This window comes from Mycobacterium sp. NGS27 (assembly GCF_059813005.1).
Genome location: NZ_JCALDT010000001.1, coordinates 760,604 through 786,661 on the forward strand (window position 1 = coordinate 760,604; position 26,058 = coordinate 786,661).

Below are 26,058 nucleotides of genomic sequence, written 5' to 3' on the forward strand. Positions count from 1 at the left end.
GTTGGGCGGCTCTAAAGGCGCCGACCTATACACCCGCAAGGCGGTGCTGTACAGTCGCCCAGCACAAGGTCGACGCTCGAATGAGAGGCCAGCCGGTGACTGCCGAGTCGATCGAGGAATTTCGGAGCCGGGCCAGGGCCTGGCTGGCCGCGACCATGCCGCGACTCGACCCGGCCAAGGCGGCGCTGCTGGAGCGCGATGAGCTGCCGTCGTGGCACCGGGCTCGAGAATTGCAAAAGCTGCTGTGGCAAGGCGGATTCGCCGGGATCTGTTTTCCGCGCGAGTATGGCGGCCTCGGCCTGAGCTACGAATACAAGAAGGCGTTCGACATCGAGTCGCAGGCGTATGAGACTCCGCTGCTGCTCAACGTCCCATCGTTCGCCATCTGCTGCGCAACCATTCTCGACATGGGCAGCGAACAGCAGAAGCGCGCGCACATTGCGGCCGCGCTGCGCGGCGACGAGGTGCTGGTGCAGCTGCTGTCGGAGCCCAACGGGGGATCGGACCTGGCGGGCGTCATCACGCGCGCCGAGCGCAGGGGCGGACGGTGGATCATCAACGGCGCCAAGACCTGGAGCACGTGGGCGTTCGCCGCCGACTACGGTCTGTGCCTGGCCCGCACCAACTGGGAAGTCCCCAAACACGACGGGCTGACCATGTTTCTGGTGCCGCTGCACCATCCCGGCGTCACCATCAACCGGATCAAGCAGGTCAACGGCTCCATCGAATTCTGCGAAGAATTCTTCGACGACGTCGATGTGGGCGACGACGCCGTGATCGGTGAACCGGGCAAAGGATGGGACGTCGCATCCCGGCAGCTGTACCACGAGCGGCGCACGATGGGCGACGGCTCGGAATATACCAGCGGCCCGGGAATCGCTGAGGCCCATGATGTTTCGGTGGATCTGATGTCGCTGCTCGAAAAGACGAACCAGGCTGGGAACCAACGGCTTCAGCAGATGGTAGGCCGGGCGCTGGTGCACCGGGCGGTGCATGGCCAACTCAGCGAGCACGTCTTCCACGCCGTGGCCGGCGGGTCCCTCCCGCCCGCCGCGGGATCCATCATCCGCCTCGATATGGCCGAGGTGCACGACGTCGAGACCGATACCGCGCTGGCGGTTGCGGGTTCGGCGGCCGTGGTGGACGACGGCGGCGGGTTGGTCGACATCGGGACGCGCTATCTGGGCCGTCAGACCGCCAGCATCGGTGGCGGCACCACCGAGATGGCGCGCAACGTGATCGGCGAACGGGTGCTGAACTTCCCGCGCGAGCGCGCCGACGACCGGGGCGTGCCGTTCAACCAGGTGCGACGCGGCAAAAGTTAAGGAGGCGAGCGGAATTGAGCGGTCAGCTTCGTGACATCCGAGAGTTGATGGGAGACTCCGACGCCTACCGGGACGAACTGTACCGGCGTTGGACGGGCCTGCTGAGCTACCGCTACATCGGCCGCAAACACTCGGCGATGAACCTGGGGGAGACCGACGACACCGTCACCATCCGCCGTGACATGCGCAACGAAGCGGGCGGGATCATGGTGGCGCCGTTGGCGATTTCCTCACCGGAGGGCTGTCAGACCGACATGGTCGCCGTGCCCAATCCGGTCATCGCTTCGGTGCAGATCGTCGATCCGGGCTACGACGTCAACAGGATCGAGATCGTCGGTTCGGGCATCGTGCACCAGGGCCGCACCATGGGCTACGGGCGGTGCACCATCGTCGACGCCGACCACCCGAGCCGGGTCATCGCCTTCAACGAAGGTCAGGGCGCGATCATCGGCATCCCGCCGGAAGGCCTGGACCGCATGGATGTTTCGGGCACCGAGCTGGTGATCGAGGACTCTCCCGATCTGCCCCCGCTGTGGCAGGCGTTCGGCGCCAGCCGCCGGGGCGACGGTCACTGGATACTGCCCGAGTTGAGCACCGAACTCGCGTCGCCGGATGCCGCGCTACACATCGGACCCCAGCACGTCGTCCTCGAGACCGCGGCGATCGACCTCGCCGCCGAAGTCGCCGGGACAAAAAAGCTGCAGGTCGTCAGCTGGCATGTCATGTTCATGTCGCGGGGCAAGGTGGGGCCGTTCCGGGTCGAGGGCTCCGCGCATCCGGGCAGCACCGGACGCGTCGGCGTGCGCATGCTGCTGCACGACGAGGGCAACGCCGACAAGGCGGTCACCTCCGCCGCGGCCGTCTTCGACATCGTCGGCTGAGCACGGTTCCCAACCCGCCTGCGGGCATAGTTGCCAACGGCCGGGCGGTTGGCGATAACGTTTCCACCGCGGGGGCGATGCGAAGGAGCGTGACGGTCATGCAGGTTTCTATGTTCGGGCAACTCAGCGGATCGGGCAGCCAATCGCCGATCGACGCGACGATCGCCAACCTCACGACGCTTCGCGATGAAGGCTTCACGCGAGTGTGGATGAGCCAATTGCCTTACGAGCCAGACCTTCTCATGATCCTGGCCATCGCTTTGCACGAGGTCGACACGGTCGAGGTGGCCAGCGGTGTTGTGCCCATCCAAAATCAGCATCCGATGCAGATGGCGCAACGTGCCCTCACGCTGAGCCTCGCCTCCGGTGGCCGGTTCACGCTCGGGCTCGGTATGACCCACCAGGCCGTCACCGAGGGGATGTGGGGCATCCCGTGGGACAAGCCGGTGCGCAGGCTGAACGAATACCTCGACGGGCTTTTGCCCCTGCTGGCCGGTGAACGTGCCGACGCGACCGGGCAGACGGTGACCACTCGCGGCGCGCTGATGATCTCGGGCGCGCCGCGGCCCGACGTCTACATCGCGGCGCTGGGTCCGCAGATGCTCAAGCTCGCCGGGCGGCGCACGTCGGGCACCTGCACCTGGATGACCGGACCCAAAACGCTGGCCGACCACGTCGGGCCGACGCTGCGCCAGGCCGCCGCCGACGCCGGCCGCGAGGACGGGGTGCGCGTCGCCGCGTCGCTGCCCGTCAGCGTCACCGATGACGTCGACGCCGCCCGCAAGCAAGCGGCCGAACAGTTCGCCATCTACGGCCAGCTGCCGTCGTACCGCGCGATGCTCGACCGCGAGGGCTACGCGGGGCCGCAGGATGCCGCCATCATCGGCGACGAGGACACTGTCCGCGGTCGGCTCGACGAACTGCGCGCCGCGGGCGTCGACGAGTACGTCGCCGCGGCATTCGACCCGTCGCCGGAGGGCCGGGCACGCACGAGGGCGCTGCTGCGCGCGTACGACTCCTGACCACATCGCGCCCGGTCATTTGGCTATGGCCATACATAGCCAACGGTACGTATGGTGCATAGACGAACCCACCCGAGGAGGAGAAGCGCAGTGGCAGAACGGTTGGCGGGGAAGGTCGCCCTCATCAGCGGGGGCGCAAGGGGGATGGGTGCATCGCACGTGCGGTCGCTGGTCGCCGAGGGAGCAAAGGTGGTCTTCGGTGACATTCTCGACGACGAGGGCAAGGCGGTGGCGGCGGAGGTCGGTGACTCGGTCCGGTACCTACACCTGGACGTGACCAAGCCCGAGGATTGGGATGCGGCAGTGGCGACCGCGCTGGCGGAGTTCGGCCGCATCGACGTGCTGGTCAACAACGCGGGCATCATCAACATCGGTACTTTGGAGGATTACGCGCTGTCGGAGTGGCAGCGAATCCTCGACATCAATTTGACCGGTGTATTTCTCGGTATCCGCGCCGTGGTCAAACCGATGAAGGAAGCGGGCCGGGGGTCGATCATCAACATTTCGTCGATCGAGGGCATGGCCGGCACGATCGCCTGCCACGGCTACACCGCAACCAAATTCGCCGTGCGCGGACTGACCAAGTCGGCCGCGCTCGAACTGGGCCCGAGCGGAATCCGGGTCAACTCAATCCATCCCGGCCTGATCAAGACGCCGATGACCGACTGGGTTCCCGAGGACATCTTCCAGACCGCGCTGGGCCGCGTGGCCCAACCGGTCGAGGTATCCAACCTCGTGGTCTACCTGGCCAGCGACGAGTCCAGCTACTCCACCGGCTCGGAGTTCGTCGTCGACGGCGGCACCACGGCCGGCCTAGGACACAAGGACTTCTCCAACGTCGAGACCGACGCGCAGCCGGACTGGGTTACGTAGCGGCGCTTACCGATTCGGGTTGCTTGTCCGGCTGGGGCCAGGGCGACGGAACCGGGCGCTGGCGAACCCGTTGCGGCCACCAGAACCACTTGCCCAGCAGCGCGGCGATGGACGGTGTCATCAGCGACCGCACGATCAAGGTGTCGAACAGCAGACCCAATCCGATCGTGGTGCCGACCTGACCGATGACCGTCAGCTCGCTGACCGCCATCGTCATCATCGTGAAGGCGAATACCAGCCCCGCCGACGTCACCACCGAACCGGTGCCGCCCATCGAACGGATGATGCCGGTGTTCAGGCCGGCGTGGATCTCTTCTTTGAACCGCGCCACCAGCAACAGGTTGTAGTCGGCGCCCACGGCCAGCAGGATGATGACCGACATCGCCAGCACCATCCAGTGCAGCTCGATGCCGATCAGGTGCTGCCAGATCAGCACCGAGAGCCCGAAGGACGCGCCCAGCGAAAGCAAAACCGTCCCCACGATCACCGCCGATGCCACCACGCCTCGCGTGATGATCAGCATGATGATGAAAATCAGGCACAGCGAAGAGATCCCGGCGATCAGCAGGTCATAGGTGTTGCCGTCGCTGAGGTCTTTGTAGATCGACGCGGTACCGGCCAGATAGATCTTCGAGCCCTCCAGCGGCGTGCCCTTCAACGCTTCGTAGGCGGCCTTCTTGATCAGCGGAATGTGCGAAATGCCTTCCTGCGACATCGGATCGCCGTCATGGCTGATGATGAACCGCACGGCGTGCCCGTCGGGGGAGATGAAGTTCTTCATGCCCTTCTTGAACTCGGCATTGTTGAACGTCTCCGGCGGCAGGTAGAACGAGTCGTCGTTCTTTGAGGCGTCGAACGCCTTGCCCATGGCGTTGGAGTTCTTCTGCGCCTCGTTCTGCTGGTCCTGCAGACCCTTCTGGGTCGAATACATGGTCAGCATCGTGGTTTTCATCGCCTTCATGTTTTCGATCATGGACGGCATCAGCGCCACCATCTGGGGCATCAGCGTGTCTAGGTGATCCATGATCGGCAACAGGCTCTCGATGTCGTCGGTCATCGTGTCGATGCCGTCCAGGCCGTCGAAGACCGAGCGCAGCGACCAGCACACCGGAATGTCGTAGCAGTGCTTCTCCCAGTACAGGTAGCTGCGGATCGGGCGGAAGAAGTCCTCGAAATCGGCCATGTGGTCGCGCAATTCGTTGATGTCGATCGTCATGTCGTGCATCTTCTTGACCATCTGATGCATGTCATTGGTCATTTGCGCCGTGATGCTCTGCATCTTCTGCATGCTGTCGATGGTCGTCTGCATCATGTCGGCCTGGTGCAGCATGTCGGCCATCTGGTCTTCTTGGTACTTCTGATTCATCTGCTGGGTGACGCCCTGCATGCTGATCTGGAACGGGATCGAGGTGTGCTCGATCGGGGTGCCCTGCGGGCGGGTGATGGCTTGCACGCGACCGATTCCAGGCACCCGGAAGACGGTCTTGGCGATTTTGTCGATGACCAGGAAGTCCGCGGAGTTCCGCAGGTCGTGATCGCTTTCGATCATCAACACTTCCGGATTCATTCGCGCTTGCGAGAAGTGCCGGTCGGCGGCCGCGTAACCCTCGTTCGCGGGCAGATCGGCGGGCAGGTAATTGCGGTCGTTGTAGTTGGTGCGGTAGCCCGGCAGGGTCAGCAAGCCCACCAGCGCGATCCCGATCGTCATAACCAGGATCGGACCGGGCCAGCGGACGACCAGGGCGCCGATCTTGCGCCACCCGCGAATCCGTTGGGTGCGTTTGGGTTCGAGGGTCTTGCCGAACCGCGTGGCCACCGCGATGACGGCGGCACCGAGCGTCAACGCCGCTGCGACCACGACCACCATGCCGATGGCCAGCGGAATACCCAACGTCTGAAAATACGGCAGGTTGGTGAAGTGCAGGCAGAAGGTCGCGCCGGCGATGGTCATGCCGGACCCGAGCACCACGTGGGCGGTGCCCTTGTACATGGTGTAATACGCCTCTTCGCGGGTCTCGCCGAGAGCGCGGGCTTCCTGATACCGGCCGATCAAGAAGATCGCGTAGTCGGTGGCGGCCGCGATTCCCAACGTGACCAACAGGTTCGTGGCGAAGGTCGAAAGCCCAATGAGCTTGAAGTAACCGAGGAAAGCCACCATGCCGCGCGCGGCCGATAGCTCGAGCACCACCATCACCAGCGTCAGCAGCACGGTGATGACCGAGCGATACACCAACAGCAGCATGCCGATGATCACGGTGAAGGTGGCCAATGTGATGAGCTGCAAGCTGCGGTCGCCGGCCTCGTTCTGGTCCGCCGACAACGCCGCGGGGCCGGTGACGTAGGCCTTGACGCCCTTGGGTGGCTGCACGCTCTTGACAATGTTCTGGACGGATTCCACCGACTCGTTGGCCAGCGCCTCGCCCTGGTTGCCGGCGAGGTAGACCTGGACGTAGGCGGCCTTGCCGTCGTTGCTCTGCGCGCCGGCCCCGGTCAGTGGATCGCTCCACATATCCTGAACGTGCTCAACGTGTTTGGTGTCGGCGTCGAGCTTCTTGACCATCTGGTCGTAGTAGGCGTGCGAGTCGGCGCCGAGGGGATTCTGACCCTCGAGGACGATCATCACCGAGCTGTTGGACTTGTACTCGTTGAAAATCGCACCCATGCGCTTGGTAGCGACCACCGATTGCGCGTCGTCGGGCGCCATCGACACCGAACGCATCTTGCCGACCTCGTCCAGCTGGGGGACGACGACGTTGAGCACCGCGATGATGGCGATCCAGCCCAGGATGATCGGTACGGCGAGCGTGCGGATGATGCGCGGGATCTTGTCGTGCACGGGTTCTTTGACGACGGGGATGGCGTCGGTGCGGGTGTCGTCGATCGTTGTGCTCATGCGGATTTCACCAAGCAGAAGGTCAGGGCGTGCACGCCTTGGGTCATGTTCTCGGCCTTGACTTCGTCGTCGATGGTGATGCGGCAGCCGAGGGAATTGCCGTCGCTCTGCGCCGAAAGATTCGGGAAGACCGACGGGGCGGTGGTGCTGAGAACCAACGTCCACGGCAGCGGCGCTCCGTCGATACGTCTCGGATCGGCCGACAAGTCCAGATAATTCACGTTGGCCTGGCTGGCCGAGCCAAAGACCTCGTACTTGACGACCTTGGGCTTGAACGGCTTCGAATCATCGAGCCGCGGGCTGCTCATGATTCCGGTGTCGTGGGCGCCGAAAAACGATTTGACCCGAACGACCGCGAAGCCGCCGACCACCACGACCGCCGCGATCAACAGCGGCAGCCAGGCGTTGCGCACAAGTCTCGATATCTGCACCTAGGTGGTCCCTTCCCCATCACGCGGTCGCGACGCGGATCAGCGTTTGCGCGACCGGAGGGCGTGGACGGGTGAGCGCCCACAAAGTCGCATTGCTCAACAGCGAAGTACGTCGATTGCTACGGTTCGCCCGCGCTGGGCCATCAAGCGCGGTGAATGCTGCCCACCCACACCGGCTGACGTCCCCGGCATCGGCACCCGGCTCGCCTTGTTGCTGAAGCCTTACCGGGTACCGCCACCAGCGCATAGTACATGATGTGCATATCTTGCAGTGCATGCAACATTTGCTGCTGGTGTTTCAGGTCACTTTGTGAAAATGCTGTTCACCAGCGCCGCGGCACGCTCAACATAGGGCATCGGCGTGTCGGCGGTGTCACTCGCCGCGCCGCCGGCCCACTTCTCGATGCCGGACCGCACCGCCGTCAGCGCCAGCGCGGAGATCAGCGCCGCCATCTCGTCGTCGGGCTGCATCGCCTGTCGACGCACGATGATGTCGGTCAACTGCTTTTGAAACCGCTCCAAGTCGGCGAGGAACGCCGCCAGCACGGCGGGCGAGGTCTTGGCGAGTTCCAGCATGTGGGCCGCGTGTTCGCGCTGCGGCGGCACGTCGCGGAGGTGGTGGGCGGCCAGGGTGATCAGCTCCGCCAGCACCACCGAGTAGGGGGCCGGCCCAGCGGCGACGAAATCGGCCACCAGCTCGGGTGGTATGTCCGAGGGGCCGTAGGCGAGGGCGGATTCCTTGTTGGGGAAGTAGTTGAAGAACGTACGCGTGGCGATTCCGGCCTCGGCGCAGATCTCGTCGACCGTGACCTTGTCGAATCCGCGTTCCAGCGTGAGGCGCACCGCGGCGTCGCGGATGTCGGCGCTCGTCTGGCGGCGACGGCGCTCTCGTAGCCCTACCGGATTGGCCATACCCATATAGTTGCACGTTGTGCACACTTTGCAGTCAAAAGTGCCGCGTTCGAGGTCGAGGGGCGATATGCGTCGTGTTCCTCAGCAAATGTGTCCGATCAAGCTGAAGTAAGCATGGCGCTGTGCAGATTGCGAACGTCGCGGGGATACGACATTCCTTCACAACGTGATTCGATCATCCGTGACGAATGACGCGCCGGTTGGTGGCGGTCATCCGCTGGCCGCCAGCGCACACCGCAAATAGTCACATTGGCTTTCGAAGAACTTGCTCGATATCGCCGCCTTGTCGGCGATCTGATCGAACGCATGGAACGCGCCCGGGACGATTTCCTCGTGCACCGGCACGCCCGCCGCACGCAGGCGCCGCGCGTATTCGAGGCTCTCCTCATAGAAGAGGTCCAGCGTTCCGACCCCGATCCAGGCGGGCGGCAGGCCCGACAAATCCGCTCGGCGGGCCGGTGCGGCTTCTTGGGGATCGGCCCCGTTGAGATACCACTGCCAGGCGAGCTGATTGTCGGATTCGGTCCACATGATGCGCCTGGGGCCGTCGCGCTTGGCGCCGGTGCGATCGTCGAGCATCGGATAGACCAGCATTTGGAAGGTGATGTGGACGTCGTTGCGGTCGTGTGCCCGCTGGGCGACCGCGGCCGCGAAATGCCCTCCGGCACTGGCCCCGCCGATGGCGACTCGACGCGGGTCCACCCACGGCTGCCGGGCCAGCCAGAGCAGGGCCGCGTAACAATCCTCGACAGGTATCGGATAGGGATGTTCGGGAGCCAAGCGGTGCTCTACCGCGGCGATTGCGAACCCGGTGCGGTCGGACAACTTGCGCAAGAACTTATCGTCCTGGGCGGCGTGCCCCATGATGGTTCCGCCGCCGTGGATCCACAGCAGCGCGGGTGCGCGGTCGGGAAGGCCGGCCGGCCGATGCAGACGGACACTGACGTATTCGTTGACGGCGGCGACTGGCACGGTGCGGATACGTCCCGCATTGCCCATCAGATTCATGACGGCGCGCTGAAACTTCAGGCCCCGGTGCAAGGCGTAGCCGCGAGGCACGAATCGCGCTGCCTTGCGAAGGCCGGGATCCAATATCTGGGGAGAAGTGAAGGCGTTGTCGGGGAGCCTGTTCGCCATCCGATGCCCTCTGTTCTTACGCCGGCAGACATCGCTGACCATACAGGAACCGACTCAGTGTCCATGAGCAGTTATTGCGACCCGCCCTGCTGATCGACTAGCGCGCGGACAGCGTTTTCGAACATGGTCTGTTTGATCGCGCCGAGCGTGCCCGAATCTTTGCCCTGCAGCGGGCGCAGCATGTCGATCGCGGTGTCGGTGACCGCACCCTCGGCGCAGGTGGCGTCCACGATGCCGAACTGTTCTGCCTCGGGACCGCTGAAGCGTCGGCCGGTGGTCATCGAGGCGATGGCGGCGCGCGGCGTGAGTTTGGACTGGATGAGCGCCGCCATACCGGGATTGAACGGGATGCGGATGTCTACCTCGGGAAAGCAGAAGTACCCGCGGTCGGCGCGCATCACGCGAAAGTCATGCGCGATGGCCAGCATCGCTCCGGCGCCGAATGCGTGGCCCACCACCGCGGCGGCGGTGGGGACGGGCAGGGTCAGCACGCGTGCCAGCAGCTGGTGCACCCGGCCGATGTACCACTGCCCCTGATCGGTGTGGGCGCCCAACCATTCCAGATCCAGGCCGTTGGAGTAGAACTTTCCGGCGGCCGTTGTGATCAGCCCTTGGGCGCCAGCTGAGACGGCTTGGCTGAGCGCATCATCGATGTCATCCAGAAACGCAGGGGAGAAACGGTTCTCGTCCTCGCCCAGGCGGACGATGGCGATTTTGTCGGCGTAGTCCAATGTGACTGTCATGTGTCTCCTCGTGAGTTGGGCTTGTAGTTGCGAAGTTTCGCGGTCGCGGGTCCTACGGCCAGCACGGCGCGTACGGCCGCGTGCAACTGCGCGCGTGCCGTGGCACTTCCAAGCCGGCCACGGCGCAGCAGGAGAGCGGTGGGCAGGTCAACGACGCAGCTGGTTATCGCGTCGACCGCCGCCGCGTCCTTGCGGTCCCAGACCGCGATGGCAAGCCGCACCATCAAGGCGACGAGCAGCTTGTCGAGTTGTCGTAAGTCATTGGCAACAACGTCGGGAACGTCGTCGGCGAGTACTTCCTCGCGACGCACGCGCAGCACGAGCGCTGACGACCCGGGATACTGCTCAGTGAACGCCACCGCCGCGTTGGCGGCGGCCACCACGGCCTCGGTCGGGCCGTCGCTGGCCAGTGCTTCGTCGACCAGCGAAGTCTGCACGGCCAAGAATCGCTGACCCGCCCGCAGCCAGGCTTGGCCCATCAGGCCGCCCCGCGATGTAAACGTGTGGTACACAGCGCCGTTGGACACGCCGACCGCGGCCCTGATGGCTCGGATGGTCACCGCGGTCGGGCCGGATTGCGCCACCAGGTGCTCGACGGCATCGAGTACGGCGTCGGGATCATGCATGCGTGGACGAGGCACCAGGCAACTATAACGGAGCGAGTGCTCTGTTATAGTTCCGGCCGCTGGGCTGGTGTCCGGCCGGTTTGGCGAGCGCGGACCGAAGGTGGTGCACTGGTCGGCGCCGGGGGACTGACGCGACTAAGACGCGGCCTCGATCGAATACGGCCCTGTCAACCAGACGCAGAGGTCAACGCCGCGGCGGCTAGGATCGGATGTCCGGACGTCGACGTGGAAGGCAAAGCTTGGCTGCAATACCCGTCATCGCACTCACGGGCCATCTCGGAGCCGGCAAGACGACGCTCCTCAACCATCTATTGCGCCATCCCGGTACACGAATCGGTGTGATAGTCAACGACTTCGGCGACGTCAACATCGACGCCGGCTTGGTGGCGGGCCAGGTCGACGAGCCGGCCTCGATCGCCGGGGGCTGCATCTGCTGCCTGCCCGACGGCGGCGGCCTTGAGGAGGCACTGGTCAAGCTCGCCGACCCGGCTCGCCGCCTCGATGCCATCGTCGTCGAGGCGAGCGGCCTGGCCGACCCGGTGGCGATCGCGCGGATCATCGGCTTCAGTGACATCCGCGGCGTCCGGGCGGGTGGGCTTGTCGACGTCGTCGATGCGGTGAACCACTTCGATACCATCGACCGCGGCAGTGTGCCGCCGGTGCGCTATGGTGCGGCGTCACTGATTGTGGTCAACAAGCTGGACCAGGTGCCCGAGGCGGAACGGTCGGCTGTGGTGCAACGCGTCACAGAGCGTGCGGCCCAACGCAACCCGCGGATACACGTCGTGGGCACGACGGCCGGCCGGATAGACCCAAAGCTGCTCTTCGACGCGTCCGCCACCTCCGGACGGGTGGGGCAACTCTCGTTTCTGGACTTGGCGCCCGAGCACGACCACGACCACGTCCACGCCGATGCCGTCACCGTAGGTAGCTCTGGTTGCATCGACCCCGATGCCCTGCTCGATCTTCTCGAAGACCCACCGCCGCAGGTGTTCCGGCTGAAAGGCGTTGTGGCAGTGCGGCATCGCAGGATCGCGCACGACTATGTCGTCAACCTGGTCGGCGGCGCAATCCACATCCGGAAGGCGCCGCCCGGGGCCACCGCCAACTGCCTGGTGGCGATCGGCATGCATCTGGACACCCGCACCGTCCGTGCAAGGCTCGACCACGCGCTGCAGCCGGCATCGGGGCCGGCGTCGGCGCACGCGCTGCGGCGGCTACAGGTATACCGGCGCAGCAGCGCGTGAGACGCGATCCGGCAAGATACGTCGGTGATGTCATCTTCGCTTGGCGACGTGCTCGCCACCCTGGAGCTCGAGAGGGTCGACCCGTGGCTCTTCGTCGGGCAGCAACTGCCTGCGCCCGCCAACCATATTCTGGGCGGACATATCTCGGCGCAGGCTTTGTTGGCGGCCAGCCACACCGCGCCGGGTCGGTCACCGCACAGCGTCCATACGTACTTTCTTCGGCCTGGCGATTCGCGTCGGCCGGTCGATTTCGAAGTGGTCGACCTCCAAGAAGGCCGGACGTTTTCCGCGCGACGGGTCACGGCGCGCCAAGACGGCAAGATTTTGATGGAGGCGATGTCCTCGTTCAAAGTCGCCGATCCCGCATCCGCTCAGGTCGTCTACCAACCACCCATGCCCGAGGCTGCGAGCCCGGCGTCCCTGCCATGGGTCGCGCCGCACCTGGCGGAGTCCGACGAGAGCACCCGCGGGCAGTGGTCGAGCCTGCGCTGGTTCGAGCGCCGAACAATCGACACCCAGGACGCTCCACCAGCCCGGGCGCTGATGTGGTGGCGACCCGACGGCGAGGTTCCCGACGATCCAGTGCTGACCGCGAGCCTGGTGGCCTACCTGTCGGCGGTGACGTTGACCGAACCGGCATATGTCGCACGCGGTGGTGCCGGGGCATCAGCGCAGCGTGACCATTCGGTGTGGTTCCACGCACCGGCGGACTTGTCGGATTGGCTTCTTTACGACAGGTCGTCACCGAGCGGCGCCGGTTCGCTGGCGCTGGCGAGTGGGACGATGTTCGATCGCAACGGCGAACTGGTGTGCACGGTAAAGCAAGAGATGTACTTCCCGCCGCGCCCGGTTTGAGGCCGGGTCCGCCGTGTCGACGTTAAACGCCTGCGGTGCAAGGATATTCGTCACAGTGACGGATTGCGGGCGACGGGCGAGAAGGGGAAAGGGGAGGGGCCTCGGGCCGGTGTGGCGGCGTGCGGCATCCCGCGATCGCGCCGTCGCCGTCATCTCGACGTGCGGTGAACCGGCCGTCGGTGGCGCTGGTGCCCGCGCGGACTGTGACGAACCTCAACTAAGACAAGTGACGCAAGTCATAGCGTGACAGGCGTCGGTTAGGGAATCCTAACCGTTCGTTTGCATATCTATCTAACGGCTGGGAGCGAGATGGCCGACCTCGAGTTTGCCTATGACCTGACCCTCGACGAGGCGCGTAGGCGCAGCGCCGTGCTCGAAGCAATCGGCGATGACTGGGACCCCATCGCAGTGCTCGCCGAGGAGCAGAAGGCCTACGACATGCTTTACTCCGATCTGGACGACGAGCAGCAGCGGGTCTATGACGAGTTGGTCCGCGCGGGTGTGCTTCCAGAACGGACGACTGCTCGTGTTTCCGATTGATCCGACTGCCGACCGCAGCCGCCGCGCATGGCTGCCGTGCCCGTGCTGCGATCACGGCACCAAATGTGTTGAATGCCGAAGCAGCCGAAACTGCGACACGCACTGGCAGTATCTGCTGAGCAACCGGGGCACGCTGGTGCACCTGCAGTGCGCGGATTGCGGCTACCTCTGGTCAACCGACACGCATCGCCGCGCGCGCTCCAAGCGGTAGGGGCACACGCCGGACCAACACCCGGCGGCCTCGTGTTCCAATCTCCGTGCCCTGCAGGGCTATTCGTCACAGTGACGTATGGGCGGCGATGGGCAGGGAGGGGGCAGCAGGGCTCGGAGGGGTCTTCATCGCCCGCCGGCCCGCGTCATCGCCTCGTATGTCGTCAGCGGATCGTGAAGCTCGGCGTACTTGATGACAAGCGTGCCGAAAGGACGCACGGGCCAATGTAATTCGTCACTGTGACATATTGAGGTCGTTGCGGCGCCGGGAAGGCGGAAGGGGTAAACGGCCTCTTGCTTGCACGTGCGCGGCGGTGGAATGGCGAGTCCGCTCGGGCGCGCATCGCTAGTTTGTAACCAGCTTGGGCTTTGCAGCCGAGGGTGTACGGCGCGCCGAGCCGCGCGGCGTCAGCGAGCCGAGGCCATGCTTTCCTGAACTCTCAGCTATGACCTTTTACCGATAAGCGACATTATGTCAACTAATGTCGGTCCCGCTGACATGCTCTGACCATGACGACGACTCGTCCTGATCTGGAGTTGATTCGCTGCTCTCCCACCTACGGGTGCGGTCAACTCAAACCGCGCAGTCGGATGGCGTGAAGTGCTTCCAATCGGCGGGGTGGTCAGTGTGCCGCGCCGCCATCGAGAATCAGCGTCGCTCCCGTGAGGTAGCCCCCGTCGTTGCCCGCGAGGTAGACCACCAGGCCGCCTGCGTCGCGTTCGGGGTCGCCGAGCCGGCCCATCGGCAGGCTTTGCACCAGTGTTTCCAGATGGTCTTTCTCGTGGTGGGCCAACGCTTCGGTGAGGATGGCCGGCAAGATGCAGTTCACGGTGATCTGGTGGGGAGCCAGTTCATGAGCTGCGGTCAAGGTGAGGCTCCGGATCGCTTCTTTGGTCACGTTGTAAGGAGCCAACAACGGCTGCGCCGATAAGGCGACAGGCGATCCGAAGTTGATGATCCGTCCGCTTCGTTGCCGTTTCATGTGCGGCAGCGCCGCTTTCATGGCATACAGGGTTCCGTAGAACCCTGACCGGAAGGTCAGGTCCCATTCCGCGGCGGTGACATCCTCGAAGGGCGTCTTGGGCGGCGAGATGGATTTGATGTCCGGCCTGCCCCAGGACTGGGCGGCGTTGACGAGGATGTCGACCGTCCCAAACGTCTCTACGGTCTGCTCCACCGCAGCGTTAACCTGTTCTTCCTCGGCGACATCGAGGGTGGCGCCGATCGCCGTGCCACCCTGCCCCGTGATCTCGGCAACGACGTCGCGCACGGTACTTTCGGTTCTCGACGCGACCATGACATGCGCTCCCTCCTTGGCAAGCCGCACAGCAATACCGCGGCCAATTCCGCGGCCCGCGCCCGTCACGATCGCTACTTTTCCGCTCAACGCTGTCATGAGATCACCTATCGTGGAATCGATTTCGGCCATGCCGTGGTCAACGCGATTGCTAGTACAAGGCCAGTGGGTTGGGCGGTTGCGCCGGTGCGAATTCGCCTCGCCACGCTCGCTCGTGAATGTCCCAAGGGGTTGCCCCCGCCTCGCGTGCTTGCACCAAAAGTGCCGGGTCGACGAACTGGCCCAGTGGACGATCAGCGAATTCGGGTGAGTGCTGTAAGTGTTCGCTGGCCGTGAGGTTACTGCCGTAGTTGTTGACGTTGAGTTCGACACTGTTTCCGTCGGGGTCGAGGTAGTAAAACGCTGTTTGAAGGCCTTCGTCGGCGGCAAGGACCGGGGTGATTCCAGCGTCGGACAGTCGTACCCATGAGCCGAGTAGTTCGTCGAGGGTCTGGTATTCGAATGCGAAGTGTTGCACGCGCGGGTGTGCGGACCGTTGCGGGTCGTCGCTGAGTCCGGGCAGGCTCAGGATGGCCATCCGGTGGTGGATTTCGTCATTGGTGAGCCAGATGGCAACGACACCGGGGTTGTGGGCGTGGTCGGCCCCAGTGGGATTCTCGTTGCGGTGCATCAGGCGCATTCCCAACACGGTGCGGTACCACGCGACCATCTCGTCAGGCCGAGAGGATGTGAGTGCGATGTGCTGAAGACGGGGATGAACGATGGTTTTGGTGTTCAGCATGTGAAGCCTCCTAAGAGTGTTAGTTCAAAGTTCAATGGAGTCTCGGCATGGCCGAGCACTTTTGTGCCTGGTGGCCGGTTATGCCTGACCTTGCGCGCCGTCAACGAATAGTTCACCGCCGGAGACGAAGCTAGCCCGGTCGGAGGCAAGGAACACCATTGCTTCGGCAACCTCGTTCGGTTGCCCAATGCGCCCGAGCGGCACACGAGCGGCCTCAGCCTCGAGCACGCGTTGAACGTCTTCAGGGCCGGCTGCCTGCTTCTTGAGCGCTGCGGTCTCGATCGGACCGGGATTGACTGTGTTGACGCGAATCCCGCGTGGCCCCAGTTCCACGGCCCACACCCGGACGAACTGCCGCAGCGCGGCTTTGGACGCCGAATACGCGCCGAAGGATGCCGTTCCCCGGGTCGTCGCGGTCGAACCGGTCACAATAATCGAGGCGCCCTTGTTCATGAGCGGCAGTGACTTCTGGACGGCAAAAACGATGCCACGTAGGTAGCCGACGAACGTTTCCTCAAAATGTTCCAGCGTCAGATCTTGCAACGGTGCCAACGAGCCGCCGACCGCGGTGGTCACCACGACGTCCAGCCCGGCCTGCCGCGCGCGGATCGCGTCGAATACTCCATCGAGCTCTTCGACGTTGGTGACATCATTGCGAATCGCGGTAACCGCATCGCCGTATTTCGCAGCGAGCGCGTCCAATTCAGCCTGTCGGCGACCAGTGACAAAAACATGGGCCCCTTCGGCGACGAACCGCTCCGCCGTCTGCCGCCCGATGCCTGAAGTCGCCCCGATCACCAACGCCGTCTTGCCGGCGAGTTCATTCATAGTTTCGTCTCCATCTCCATGCGTAGGCCACTGTTGGCGCCTACCGAATCGGTTTGCTGTGATTGGGCGCGTCCTCCCCTGGGCTACGCGGCGTCATCATGTGATGTCCGCTAGACCATCGAAGTTCCGTCCATCGTTGCCGCCGGGATCTTCTGCGCTACGTCCCAGTGCTCCACGATGCGGCCATGCTCCAGGCGAACGATGTCCACGAGCGCGTATCGCGAGTGTCCATGATGGGCTGAGTTCGCTGCAATGTTCTCGGTGCCGTCCAGGGTGAGACTGACCCCGCTCAGTTCGGAATGGACGATAACGTAATCGCCCTCGGCGAAGGCACGTTTGATATCGAGGCGCATGTCCGGGAACTGGGCGAACAACGTTGCGATAGTGGCTTTGAGCGCCTCGGGACCATTCGCGACCGCGGCGTTGTGCTGCACGTAATCGCTGGCCTGGTAACGGTTCACCGCCTCGTCGATGCGTCGTTGGTTGAACAGCAGCTCGAAGTACTCCACCACGATTTGCTTGTTCTCCTCCGGGGTCGACATCTGATTCCTCACTTCCACAACTGGAGCCCGCTTTCCACTTAGCGTACAGTAAGTGGAAAGGCCTTTCCAGTTAACCTGGTGATGCACGGATGAAGGAGTCAGGTCGATGAGATGTACGGTGTTCGGCGCGACCGGAGGTATCGGTCGCCTGGTCGTCGACCAGTTGTTGGCGGCAGGGCATGACGTGACGGCCTATGCTCGGGCCCCGCAGAAGCTGGGAATCACCCACGAAAGGTTGACCGTGTTGGGCGGTGAATTGTCTGACCACGCGGCGGTTACCAAGGCGATTGCCGGCGCCGACGTCGTGATCAGCGCCCTCGGCCCTTCCCTGGATCGCCGTGTCGGCGGATCAGAATTGTCTGAGGGCACCCGGGCCATCGTCGCGGCCATGCGCGCCGCCGAGGCGCGCCGACTGATCGCGCTGGCCACCCCCTCGGTGACCGATCCGCGCGACCGTCCGACATTTCGGGGCCGGATCATCCCGGCAATCGCCCGTGTGTTGTTTCCGAACGGGTTCGCCGAGATCGTTTCGATGACCCAGGCCATCACCGGTTCGGATCTGGATTGGACTGTCGCGCGTATCATCCGCCCGACCGACAAAGCGGTCAAAGGGACGGCCCGCTCGGGTTTCCTCGGCGTCGACCAGGTGGGCTGGACGATGACCCGGGCAGACATCGCGGCATTCATGGTCGCCCAGATCGCCGACAGACGCTATGTGCGAGCCCTTCCGGCCATCAGCAACTAAACACGCTGTGCAACAACGCAACACATTCGCGAACAGGAAAGTACCGTGATATGCCAGCGCTGCTACCGCCGGCGACGACAGTATTCGAGACAGGACTAGGAATGACTACTGAGATCTCGGCGCCGATTCGCGTATCGCCCTCGACGACGCCAGCCACCGCAGAGTACTGCCTTAAGGTGAGGCCGTGACAACCTTGCCCGGCCCGACCGAGTCGCCGAACCTGCGACGCGACGCCGCCCGCAACCGTGGCGCCGTCCTGCTTGCCGCTCGGCGGGTTTTCGCCGAACAAGGTCTTGATGTCGCGATGGCCGAGATCGCCCGGCAAGCCGGAGTCGGTATCGCCACCCTCTTTCGCCACTTCCCGACCCGCGATGACCTGATTACCGCCGTGTTCGACGAGAAGATGGCGGCGTACCTCGATGCAGTGAAGACGGCATTGCGCGACCCCGACCCATGGCACGGATTCTGCGGTTTCGTCGAGCAGGTGTGTGCAATGCAATGCCAGGACCGTGGATTCAACCACGTGCTGACAATGACGTTCCCCAACGCATGCGCGTTCGAGGCCACACGGTCAGCCGCCTATCGAGGGTTCAAAACCCTCATCTCCAAAGCCAAATCGACCGGACGCCTGCGCAATGACTTCCGACATCAGGACCTCGTGGTCTTCCTGATGGCCAATGCAGGAGTCGTCTCCAGCACCTACGAGCTCGCCCCCGTGGCCTCGGCGCGGCTGGTCAGCTATCTGATCGCCGCCTGCGACACCACCCACCACCACACTCTCGCACCGGCCCCCAACGCTAACGCTGTCCAAGAAGCTATGCGGCGCAACATCTCTCATTGAGCTGATCAATAACCGCGCTGCAGCCCAACGGGTTCTCGCCTATCGCCACGGCTCGTCAGTTGATGATCTCGCCTCGTTCGTCGGCGCGGATCGAGGCAAGCCGGTCGGTCCACATTTGTAATGCCTGCGGCGTCAGCCGCGTCCAGTCGGTCACTTCGCGCACCACACGAAGCGGAGCTTCGCTCCGGAACGACCGTGTGGGGTTGCCCGGAAACTTCTTATCCGTGACGTTCGGATCGTTCTCGAAGGGTCCGGTGGGCACGACTTCGTAGACGTGTGGTGTGGAGCCGTCCAACGCTGCGATCTCGGCCGCGAGTCCAGCCCCGTCGCGCAGAGCAGTGAAATAGATGTGATTCATGACGATCTCGGGCCGGTAGTTCGAGTTGAATCCGGCTGTCAGTAGGTCGCCGGGACGCAACGCTGCCTTGGTGCCATGAAAGAACGGGCCCTCGTCAAGCACTTCACCCACGGCCGCGACTCTACCGATCGTGCCGCCACAACTCGGACGGTACAACCTTGCCTTCGACCGTCGCCTGCATCTCCCCGGCCTTGTTGTTTTGGATCTTGCCGTGCTCGAAGGTGGACACGAACAGATCGCCGACGCCGTTCACATCGCGCACACTAGGAACGCATCCGATGCCATGGAAGGACTAACGCCGGAATGAGTCCGATTGCCGAATTCGACTTCATCATCGTCGGAGCAGGCAGCGCAGGCTGCCTGCTCGCCAACCGGCTCACTGCGGACCCTGATCGTCGCGTGCTCTTGATTGAGGCCGGCGGCAATGATGATTGGTTCTGGATCAAGGTGCCGGTCGGCTATCTGTACACGATCGCCAACCCCCGCACCGACTGGTGCTTCACAACCGAGCCCGACCCCGGCCTCGCCGGCCGCAGCATTCACTACGCGCGGGGCCGGGTGATCGGCGGCTGCTCGTCGATCAACGCCATGATCCACATGCGCGGGCAAGCAAGCGATTACGAGCTCTGGGCGCAGGCCACCGGTGACGAGCGCTGGCTCTGGGGTGGCCCGGACAGTCCCGGCGAGACACTGGCGATCTATAGGAAGTTGGAAAACTACTTCGGCGGAGCCGACGACTGGCACGGCGCCGGTGGTGAGATCCGCGTCGAGCTACCGCGGGTGCGCTGGAAGATCCTGGACGCCTGGCAGGCCGCCGCCGCCCAGGTGGGCATCTCCACGATCGAGGAATTCAACCAGGGCGACAACGCGGGCTGTGCATATTTCCACGTCAACCAACGGCGCGGCCGCCGCTGGTCGATGGCCGATGCCTTCTTACATCCCATCGCTCGTCGGCCGAATCTCACCGTCTACACGCAAACTCAGGCCTTGCGGCTTCTGATGGACGACGAGGTCTACGAGGATCAGCGTCGCGGCGCCTGGACCACGGCGCAGCTCCGCGTCGCCGGTGTGCGCCTGCTCAAAGGCGGCCACATCGTTGACGTCCGGGCACGCCAGGAGGTGATCCTGAGCGCCGGAGCTATCGGGTCGCCGCACCTGATGCAGGTCTCTGGTCTGGGCCCCGCGGGCCTGCTGAACCAGCATCAGGTGCCGGTGGCCGTCGATCTGCCGGGAGTGGGTGAAAATCTGCAAGACCACTTGCAGATCCGAACGATCTACCGGATCCGCGGCGCCCCAACCGTCAATACGCTGTACCGGAATTGGATCAGCCGTGCGGGCATGGGACTGCAGTACCTGCTGTTTCGATCGGGGCCCATGACCATGCCGCCGTCCACGCTCGGGGCTTTCACCAAAAGTGACCCCGCGCTGGCCAGTTCGGATTTGGAGTGGCATGTGCAGCCTCTGTCGTTGCCCAAGTTCGGCGAACCCCTGCACCCGTTCGGAGCGATCACTCCCTCGGTGTGCAATCTGCGACCCACCTCGCGTGGCCATGTGCGCATGGCCAGTGCGGATCCACTGACCTACCCAAAGATCTCTTGCAATTACCTGTCGACTGACGCCGATCGTCAAATCGCCGTGCGAGGCCTCCGGATGACCCGGCAGATCATGGCGGCGCCGGCACTCGCCCGCTACCGTCCGCAGGAGTTGCTTCCCGGCCCGCAACTGGTGAGCGACAGCGAACTGCAGAAGGCGGCCGGCGAACTGGGTACGACGATTTTCCACCCGGTGGGTACCTGCGCGATGGGCGCCTTCGACGCCCACGGTCGGCCGCGAGCGTCCACCACGGTGCTCGACACCGATTGCCGCGTCTATCGCGTCGCCGGCCTGCGAGTCGTCGATGCGTCGGCCATACCCACCATCATTTCCGGCAACACCAACGCGCCGACCATGCTCATCGCCGAGCGCGCGGCGCAGGCGATCGTGGGGTAAGCCGTTCCCTCGCATGTCCTTTCGTAGTCATAGCCGAACGGTAACCGTTCGGTATCCATTTGGGGATGCAACCGCGTTTCGGCTAGCGCAGGCCTATCGGGAACAACAGTCACATCGTTAACATCGCGCGATGCACTGTGCGCTTCCCCTGGCCGGCGATGCGCGGCTGCCAGCGGTCTCCCGCCGCAACGCGCTGCGCTACGCTGCTGCGCTGGCCGGTCTGGGCGCCGCATCAGTGGCCTGCGGCATGCCCACGGCGGCCGCCGTCGCTCCTCCCCAACTGATCGACTTCGCCGCGCGCCAGATTCCTGCGCAGCAGATCCGAGCCGCCGGCTATAGCGGGGTGGTCAATTACGTTTCGGAGTCGCGTCCTGGGTCATCGTTTGGCGCCAAGCCGATCACTCGGCCTTACGCCGACTCATTGAAAGCCGCGGGCCTGGTGATCGTCAGTAACTACCAATACGGCAAGCCGGGTGGGTCAGTCCCGTCGGACTTCACGCGGGGTTACGCCGGCGGTATCGCGGACGCACGCACCGCCTGGCAGCTGCACACCGCCGCGGGCGGCGGCCAGGGTGCGCCGATCTTCTTCACCATCGACGAGGACATCAATCGCGACACCTGGAATCACACTGCGCTGCAGTGGTTTCGCGGAATCAACTCGATTCTTGGGGTGCAACGCACGGGGGTCTATGGAGGCCTCAGGGTGTGCCAATGGGCCGCGGCCGACGGCGTTGTCGGGTCTTCGAGCACGCCTGGCCGTCGCTGGGTCTGGCAAACTCGAGCCTGGTCCGGCAATCAGGTCCACCCCGCCGCTGTTCTCTACCAGCGCGTCGTGAGCACCTCGTCCAATCCCGGGCCGAAGGTCGGTGGACTCGAAGTCGACGTCAACGACGTCCTGGCTTCCGATTGCGGCCAGTGGAATCTCCATGTCGGCCAGCCAAGTCGCGATGTGCGGTAGTGAATCAGTCGCTCCTGCGCTGCGTCCGATCCCGCCGGTGGACTGCGCGATGTTTCGCGCGCCGCTTCGGGGTCGTCCGCTCACTACTGCAGCGGTGAGTGGAAGTACCAGAGCTGGCCTTCCAAGTCTCGGGCACCCCATTCCCGGACTCCGTAGGGCTGATTTATCGGCTCCTCGATAACGTCGGCGCCCGCCGCTTGGCATCGGCGGTAGTGGGCATCAGCATCATCGACGTTGATGACGGTCATCCCGGTCGCAGCCCCCACGGTCTTGGGCGACAGGTGATCCGACCCCGGGGGGTGCAACCAGATCACATGGCTACCTGCACTGACCTCCCCGTGAAAGTACCGGTTCTGCTCGTCGTGATGCAGTGGCCCGGGGGTAAGCCCGAACACGCGCACCAAGTAGCCATGCGCGGTCGGCAAATCGTCGTAGACGAGCAGGGCCGTAGTGCCGCGAACGGTGGGCTCCAACTTCGTCATCTCCTCAATTGTTGCGAACAATTCATTGGCGGTTGGCAGGTCGTCGACAACCGGGTAGCCAGCTCGGCCGCTGACGCCGCCCTCCGGCGGGTGTCCTCCAGATGCCGCTGCATCGTTTGCTTGATCTGCCATTGCGGGTCGTCGAGAACATCAGCGACCTGCTCCAGCGAGAACCCCAGTCGCCGCAGCACACAGATCCGGTACAGCCTCGCGACATCGGTGCCGTCATAGAGCCGGTGACCCGACCTCGACCGCCGCGACGGCACCAGCAGGCCGATGTGATCGTAATGATGCAACGCCCGCACCGTCAGCCCGGTCAACTCCGCAACAGCACCGACTTTCCACACCTGATCGCCCGGTCCCGCGCGTTCGAAATCATCCACAAATCAAAACGTTAGAACCTCACCTGGCGTCAGGATCAATCCCTGCACGCGATCTCGACTCGAGCCGCCTCCCTGGACTCCATCCAAATTGACATTCGCAATGGCCCCGTGGTGGTCAGGGCTTTACAGATCGTGGAAAGAGGGCATTGGCCTAGCATTCTCACAATGAGCGACGAAAAAGATGAGCTAGCAGCAGTTCTGCAATATCTCGAAGAAGACGAGCGAACAGCCCGCGAGAATGGACGCGACGACCTGGCGGACCGGATCGCCGCCCAACGAGGCAAGCTCGCCGGTCCACCGCCGACTGATCTGGCTCAACTGTTCAACGACATTGCCGACGGGCTGGAAACAAGCATCAAAGCAGCTGGGGTCGATGACATTCTCACCGGCGACACAATCACCTTCATCCGCAAAACCGCCGAGGAGATCGACCGCCACGACCGATGACGCCAGCGCTTAGCTCACTGAAAGCCACGCGACACGACGCGCGTCAAAACCACACTTTGCGGCCAGCGACGGGGCGCCCCACCGCGCCCAGGATCCACAAGATAATGCCGACGACGACGAGAATCCCGCCAATCGTGTACAGGATGCTGAGCCCGGTGAAATAGCCGATAACGAGAAGGATGATGCCGAGGACAATCACGGTCGCTCCGATCTACGGGTTACCGCGGCAGATGCCACTCCCCTGCGCATACCCGTCGTGCCACTCCTCGAATCCTCGACTCGCCTCATCTGCCGCGCCGCCGATTCAAGCGCCCCGTTCGGGCTACAGCCCGGACGGCACGGCCTTGCCGTTCACGGTCACCTCGACTTGGCCGGTCTTCGGGTTGTATTCGATCTTGCCGTGCTCGAAGTTCGACACCAGCAGATCGCCGACGGCGTTCTGGTCGGTGACCGGTAAGCCCAACGGCCCAGCCGAGCCGTTAGAGCCGGTGACTGCAGGCGCGCCGGCCGGGTCGCGTGGGACGTTCCAGGCCTCCCGGATCTTGCCCAGGACGATATATGCGGGCGTGCCAGCCGCGTCGTTCTTGGCGACGATCGCGCCGCCCTGGAACTGCTGGAATACCACGCCGCTCTCCCGCTTTCCCGCGTTGCGGTCACCCGTCAGGGGCTTGGCGAGCGCCTTCTTCTGTTCTTCGGTTGCCGAGGAATATTTGACGGCGATCGGGCCGGTCAGGGTCACCTCCACGTCGCGTTCCCCAATGAGCTTCACCTCGGTGGGCTGCGCTGGGGTTGTAGACGTGGTGTTCATCCCGGCCTGAGGCGGTGCGGACGCATCCACACGCTTGCCATTGCTGCAGCCGGCGGTTATCAGCGCGACGGCGGCCAGGCCGACGGCTGCCGCGCGGCGGTATGCGATCGTTCTCATGGGCTTCTCTCGCGCCTTCCTGTGGTGTGCGTCAAGCCGCAGCCGACTCAGCGCCTGGCCCGGGACGATAACCGAACCATTGAGTGCGCAGGCGATCGCGGTCTTCGTAGCCCGAGTGAACTTACAACGCGGTCGTAGCCGGCGAGCCCGGTACCTCCCTTGAGGATCACCGGTGCCCGATTGAGCGCCCGCTCAGAATCGGCCAGTCTTATTCAGCAAACATGAGGTTTGAAACTCCCAGCCGTGGATACACCTTCGAGCTAACTGCCGCGCCTGAACGGTCGGCACATGACGAAGGGAGCCCGAAATGGCGTTCTCACACATCGCATCGAAAACGACGGCAGCAACCGCTGCACTGGCGGCGGCCGGACTCTTCGCGGCGACACCGGCGTTCGCCGATCCGCAAGTGCTGCAGTTCGGCCAGATGGCCGAGATTTCCAGTATGGGCGGCACCATCGACTACACGGTGAGCAATTTGCAGCCCAGCGGCCACAACGACGGCGTGTGGTACTCCGACGTCACGGCAAAAGGCGTGAGCGGGAACGCAACCCCGAACATTGCCGACTTCAACGCTAGGGCCGTCAACAGCTCCACGTTCGCGGTGATGAAGGGCAACCAGACCGACGGCCTTCCCGAGGGGCCACTCCCCTTGGGAAGCCCTGTGACAGGGCGCATTTACTTCGACGTTCGCAACGGGACGAACCCCGACAGCGTCGTCTACCGGGACGCCGGCGGCACGGACAAGGTCGTCTGGAAAGGCTAGCAGCTCTCGCCTTTTCGTCGCTGGCGCGCCGTTCGTGCGCTACCCACGGGGTCTAACCGATCGCAACGGGCGGCCAGATCACCGATCTGATTCGGATGTGCTGCGGCTCGTCACGATAACGGATTCAGCTCGGCGTGGACCGTGCGACCGAATTTCGTGCGCATGAGCCGGTGCGCCGACGGCACCAATACGCCATGCAGAAACGGATATTTCTGCCGCAGCAGGCGTGCGGCTTTCAGATTTTCAGGGCCCTCTAACAGGCGCACGCGGCCGGATTGGGTATATCCCGTTGGTTTGCCCGATGCCGTGGCGGGGCCGAATTCGACCATGGGATTACGCCGCATTCGGCGCACTTTGACCGCCTGCTCGAAACTCCGAAAGTATGCGCGGTCTCCGTCCACAACGATGCTCACCGGGCTAGAACCTGGCCTGCCATCCTTACGAAAGGTGGTGAGGCTGATGGTTTTTTGCCGCACGAACGGCGCCAGCGCCGAATTGGTCGCCGTGCCAACGGCGCCCACAACATAGCCGAGTTGGCGCAAGCGCAGCATGAACGCCAGTGACAGCGCAACCGACACCGCTCCGAGAACCCACGCTTGCGCGGCCGAGCCCCCCTCGTCGAGGTCCACAATGTGGTTCACCGTGTGCACGGTGTTGGCCACGATGAAGCCGGCGAGCGCGGTGGCCAGCGCATCACCCCAAACCAGTGCGAGCAGCAGGATGACGCCGAGGCCGAGCTGGAACGCTCCGACGTCATGCAGGAAGTGCCGGTGTGCGCCAAATCCGACGGCAGCGGCGAATGAAGACGGGTCAATCAGGCACCAGATTCCGATCCCGGCGGTGGCCCCTCCCACACCCGATGTCATCGCGACCAGGTACAGCCGCGCTAGCGTATTCCAGCGATTCATCATGCCGCCCTTCCGACAGAGGTCTTGTTCTCTTAGTCGCTAGACGGAGTGTGTTGTCGATATGTGACGTCAGGCTCGACGCCATTGGCCTCCCCACGCCGCAGCCGATTCATGC

The 26,058-nt window shown here is 64.0% G+C and carries 30 protein-coding genes; 13 read left to right on the forward strand and 17 right to left on the reverse strand.

All coding sequences use genetic code 11. The features are described from left to right. The first annotated feature begins 95 nt into the window (after positions 1-95). From AC5Y30_RS03270 to AC5Y30_RS03285, 4 genes are all read left to right on the forward strand, one after another. Entirely contained in the window at positions 96-1,325 is a 1,230-nt protein-coding gene (locus tag AC5Y30_RS03270) for an acyl-CoA dehydrogenase family protein (protein ID WP_499916238.1), read from the forward strand. A gap of 14 nt (positions 1,326-1,339) precedes the next feature. Next, positions 1,340-2,206, forward strand: a complete 867-nt coding sequence (locus AC5Y30_RS03275; RefSeq protein WP_499916240.1) for a hypothetical protein — start codon at positions 1,340-1,342, stop codon at positions 2,204-2,206. Between the two features lie 98 nt (positions 2,207-2,304). Further along, positions 2,305-3,228, forward strand: a complete 924-nt coding sequence (locus AC5Y30_RS03280) for a TIGR03564 family F420-dependent LLM class oxidoreductase (RefSeq protein WP_499916241.1) — start codon at positions 2,305-2,307, stop codon at positions 3,226-3,228. A gap of 90 nt (positions 3,229-3,318) precedes the next feature. Continuing rightward, positions 3,319-4,101: an SDR family oxidoreductase gene (locus tag AC5Y30_RS03285; RefSeq protein ID WP_499916243.1), complete on the forward strand. Its 783-nt coding sequence runs from the start codon at positions 3,319-3,321 to the stop codon at positions 4,099-4,101. Here the strand turns inward: AC5Y30_RS03285 and AC5Y30_RS03290 are convergent. The 6 genes from AC5Y30_RS03290 to AC5Y30_RS03315 form a co-directional block, all read right to left on the reverse strand. Continuing rightward, positions 4,094-6,994 carry an MMPL/RND family transporter gene (locus tag AC5Y30_RS03290; protein ID WP_499916245.1) on the reverse strand — a complete coding sequence of 967 codons (2,901 nt, stop codon included), beginning with the start codon at positions 6,992-6,994 and terminating at the stop codon, positions 4,094-4,096. The two genes, AC5Y30_RS03285 and AC5Y30_RS03290, sit on opposite strands and share 8 nt — an antisense overlap. Continuing rightward, a complete protein-coding gene (locus AC5Y30_RS03295; protein ID WP_499916247.1) occupies positions 6,991-7,425 on the reverse strand; it encodes an MmpS family transport accessory protein in 435 nt (144 codons plus the stop codon). The genes AC5Y30_RS03290 and AC5Y30_RS03295 overlap by 4 nt, the downstream gene beginning before the upstream one ends. A gap of 303 nt (positions 7,426-7,728) precedes the next feature. Continuing rightward, a complete protein-coding gene (locus AC5Y30_RS03300; protein ID WP_499916249.1) occupies positions 7,729-8,337 on the reverse strand; it encodes a TetR family transcriptional regulator in 609 nt (202 codons plus the stop codon). Between the two features lie 210 nt (positions 8,338-8,547). Beyond that, positions 8,548-9,474, reverse strand: a complete 927-nt coding sequence (locus AC5Y30_RS03305) for an alpha/beta hydrolase (RefSeq protein WP_499916251.1) — start codon at positions 9,472-9,474, stop codon at positions 8,548-8,550. Positions 9,475-9,545: 71 nt separating this feature from the next. Beyond that, complete coding sequence (locus AC5Y30_RS03310) at positions 9,546-10,217, reverse strand: enoyl-CoA hydratase-related protein (RefSeq protein ID WP_499916253.1); 672 nt, start codon at positions 10,215-10,217, stop codon at positions 9,546-9,548. Then, the gene (locus AC5Y30_RS03315; protein WP_499916255.1) at positions 10,214-10,858 is read right to left on the reverse strand and encodes a TetR/AcrR family transcriptional regulator; all 645 of its coding nucleotides are present in this window, start codon (positions 10,856-10,858) and stop codon (positions 10,214-10,216) included. Before AC5Y30_RS03315 ends, AC5Y30_RS03310 begins: the two co-directional genes overlap by 4 nt. Positions 10,859-11,082: 224 nt before the next feature. Between AC5Y30_RS03315 and AC5Y30_RS03320 the strand changes: the two genes are divergently transcribed. The 3 genes from AC5Y30_RS03320 to AC5Y30_RS03330 all read left to right on the forward strand — a co-directional run bounded on the left by AC5Y30_RS03320 (position 11,083) and on the right by AC5Y30_RS03330 (position 13,485). Continuing rightward, positions 11,083-12,090: a CobW family GTP-binding protein gene (locus AC5Y30_RS03320; RefSeq protein ID WP_499916257.1), complete on the forward strand. Its 1,008-nt coding sequence runs from the start codon at positions 11,083-11,085 to the stop codon at positions 12,088-12,090. A 27-nt stretch (positions 12,091-12,117) separates the two neighbouring features. Next, positions 12,118-12,945, forward strand: coding sequence for an acyl-CoA thioesterase (locus AC5Y30_RS03325; protein ID WP_499916259.1), 828 nt, complete (start codon positions 12,118-12,120; stop codon positions 12,943-12,945). 309 nt (positions 12,946-13,254) lie between these two features. Then, entirely contained in the window at positions 13,255-13,485 is a 231-nt protein-coding gene (locus AC5Y30_RS03330) for a DUF6400 family protein (protein WP_499916261.1), read from the forward strand. Positions 13,486-14,318: 833 nt separating this feature from the next. Here the strand turns inward: AC5Y30_RS03330 and AC5Y30_RS03335 are convergent. The 4 genes from AC5Y30_RS03335 to AC5Y30_RS03350 all read right to left on the reverse strand — a co-directional run bounded on the left by AC5Y30_RS03335 (position 14,319) and on the right by AC5Y30_RS03350 (position 17,144). Next, positions 14,319-15,125 (reverse strand): SDR family NAD(P)-dependent oxidoreductase, encoded by an 807-nt coding sequence (locus tag AC5Y30_RS03335; protein WP_499916263.1) that lies wholly within the window; start codon positions 15,123-15,125, stop codon positions 14,319-14,321. A 19-nt stretch (positions 15,126-15,144) separates the two neighbouring features. Beyond that, positions 15,145-15,774 carry a VOC family protein gene (locus tag AC5Y30_RS03340; protein ID WP_499916265.1) on the reverse strand — a complete coding sequence of 210 codons (630 nt, stop codon included), beginning with the start codon at positions 15,772-15,774 and terminating at the stop codon, positions 15,145-15,147. A 78-nt stretch (positions 15,775-15,852) separates the two neighbouring features. After that, positions 15,853-16,602 (reverse strand): SDR family NAD(P)-dependent oxidoreductase, encoded by a 750-nt coding sequence (locus tag AC5Y30_RS03345; RefSeq protein WP_499916267.1) that lies wholly within the window; start codon positions 16,600-16,602, stop codon positions 15,853-15,855. Positions 16,603-16,712: 110 nt separating this feature from the next. Beyond that, positions 16,713-17,144, reverse strand: a complete 432-nt coding sequence (locus AC5Y30_RS03350) for a nuclear transport factor 2 family protein (protein ID WP_499916268.1) — start codon at positions 17,142-17,144, stop codon at positions 16,713-16,715. Positions 17,145-17,250: 106 nt separating this feature from the next. On the opposite strand from AC5Y30_RS03350, the gene AC5Y30_RS03355 reads away from it, so the two are divergent. Together AC5Y30_RS03355 and AC5Y30_RS03360 are read left to right on the forward strand one after the other, a co-directional pair. Continuing rightward, positions 17,251-17,889 (forward strand): NAD(P)-dependent oxidoreductase, encoded by a 639-nt coding sequence (locus AC5Y30_RS03355; RefSeq protein ID WP_499916270.1) that lies wholly within the window; start codon positions 17,251-17,253, stop codon positions 17,887-17,889. A gap of 184 nt (positions 17,890-18,073) precedes the next feature. Next, entirely contained in the window at positions 18,074-18,730 is a 657-nt protein-coding gene (locus tag AC5Y30_RS03360) for a TetR/AcrR family transcriptional regulator (RefSeq protein WP_499916272.1), read from the forward strand. Positions 18,731-18,785: 55 nt separating this feature from the next. Here AC5Y30_RS03360 and arr read toward each other — a convergent pair whose 3' ends face one another. Continuing rightward, a complete protein-coding gene (gene arr / locus AC5Y30_RS03365) occupies positions 18,786-19,199 on the reverse strand; it encodes an NAD(+)--rifampin ADP-ribosyltransferase (RefSeq protein WP_499916274.1) in 414 nt (137 codons plus the stop codon). 10 nt (positions 19,200-19,209) lie between these two features. Continuing rightward, positions 19,210-19,341: a hypothetical protein gene (locus tag AC5Y30_RS03370; RefSeq protein WP_499916801.1), complete on the reverse strand. Its 132-nt coding sequence runs from the start codon at positions 19,339-19,341 to the stop codon at positions 19,210-19,212. 50 nt (positions 19,342-19,391) lie between these two features. Here AC5Y30_RS03370 and AC5Y30_RS03375 point away from each other — a divergent pair, with 50 nt between their 5' ends. Together AC5Y30_RS03375 and AC5Y30_RS03380 are read left to right on the forward strand one after the other, a co-directional pair. Beyond that, positions 19,392-21,077: a GMC family oxidoreductase gene (locus tag AC5Y30_RS03375; RefSeq protein WP_499916275.1), complete on the forward strand. Its 1,686-nt coding sequence runs from the start codon at positions 19,392-19,394 to the stop codon at positions 21,075-21,077. 130 nt (positions 21,078-21,207) lie between these two features. Further along, positions 21,208-22,035 carry a DUF1906 domain-containing protein gene (locus AC5Y30_RS03380; protein WP_499916277.1) on the forward strand — a complete coding sequence of 276 codons (828 nt, stop codon included), beginning with the start codon at positions 21,208-21,210 and terminating at the stop codon, positions 22,033-22,035. Positions 22,036-22,118: 83 nt separating this feature from the next. Here the strand turns inward: AC5Y30_RS03380 and AC5Y30_RS03385 are convergent, their stop codons facing one another. Continuing rightward, complete coding sequence (locus tag AC5Y30_RS03385) at positions 22,119-22,517, reverse strand: VOC family protein (protein ID WP_499916279.1); 399 nt, start codon at positions 22,515-22,517, stop codon at positions 22,119-22,121. Then, positions 22,514-22,900, reverse strand: coding sequence for a MerR family transcriptional regulator (locus tag AC5Y30_RS03390; RefSeq protein WP_499916281.1), 387 nt, complete (start codon positions 22,898-22,900; stop codon positions 22,514-22,516). Before AC5Y30_RS03390 ends, AC5Y30_RS03385 begins: the two co-directional genes overlap by 4 nt. A 165-nt stretch (positions 22,901-23,065) precedes the next feature. Between AC5Y30_RS03390 and AC5Y30_RS03395 the strand changes: the two genes are divergently transcribed. Continuing rightward, positions 23,066-23,347 carry a hypothetical protein gene (locus tag AC5Y30_RS03395; protein ID WP_499916283.1) on the forward strand — a complete coding sequence of 94 codons (282 nt, stop codon included), beginning with the start codon at positions 23,066-23,068 and terminating at the stop codon, positions 23,345-23,347. Positions 23,348-23,390: 43 nt separating this feature from the next. Here the strand turns inward: AC5Y30_RS03395 and AC5Y30_RS03400 are convergent, their stop codons facing one another. Together AC5Y30_RS03400 and AC5Y30_RS03405 are read right to left on the reverse strand one after the other, a co-directional pair. After that, positions 23,391-23,546: a hypothetical protein gene (locus AC5Y30_RS03400; protein ID WP_499916285.1), complete on the reverse strand. Its 156-nt coding sequence runs from the start codon at positions 23,544-23,546 to the stop codon at positions 23,391-23,393. 123 nt (positions 23,547-23,669) lie between these two features. Continuing rightward, positions 23,670-24,272 (reverse strand): LGFP repeat-containing protein, encoded by a 603-nt coding sequence (locus tag AC5Y30_RS03405; RefSeq protein ID WP_499916287.1) that lies wholly within the window; start codon positions 24,270-24,272, stop codon positions 23,670-23,672. A gap of 307 nt (positions 24,273-24,579) precedes the next feature. Here AC5Y30_RS03405 and AC5Y30_RS03410 point away from each other — a divergent pair, with 307 nt between their 5' ends. After that, the gene (locus tag AC5Y30_RS03410; protein ID WP_499916289.1) at positions 24,580-25,035 is read left to right on the forward strand and encodes an MPT63 family protein; all 456 of its coding nucleotides are present in this window, start codon (positions 24,580-24,582) and stop codon (positions 25,033-25,035) included. Positions 25,036-25,145: 110 nt separating this feature from the next. On the opposite strand, the gene AC5Y30_RS03415 is transcribed toward AC5Y30_RS03410, so the two are convergent. Then, positions 25,146-25,946: a PPOX class F420-dependent oxidoreductase gene (locus AC5Y30_RS03415; RefSeq protein WP_499916292.1), complete on the reverse strand. Its 801-nt coding sequence runs from the start codon at positions 25,944-25,946 to the stop codon at positions 25,146-25,148. Positions 25,947-26,058: the final 112 nt, after the last annotated feature.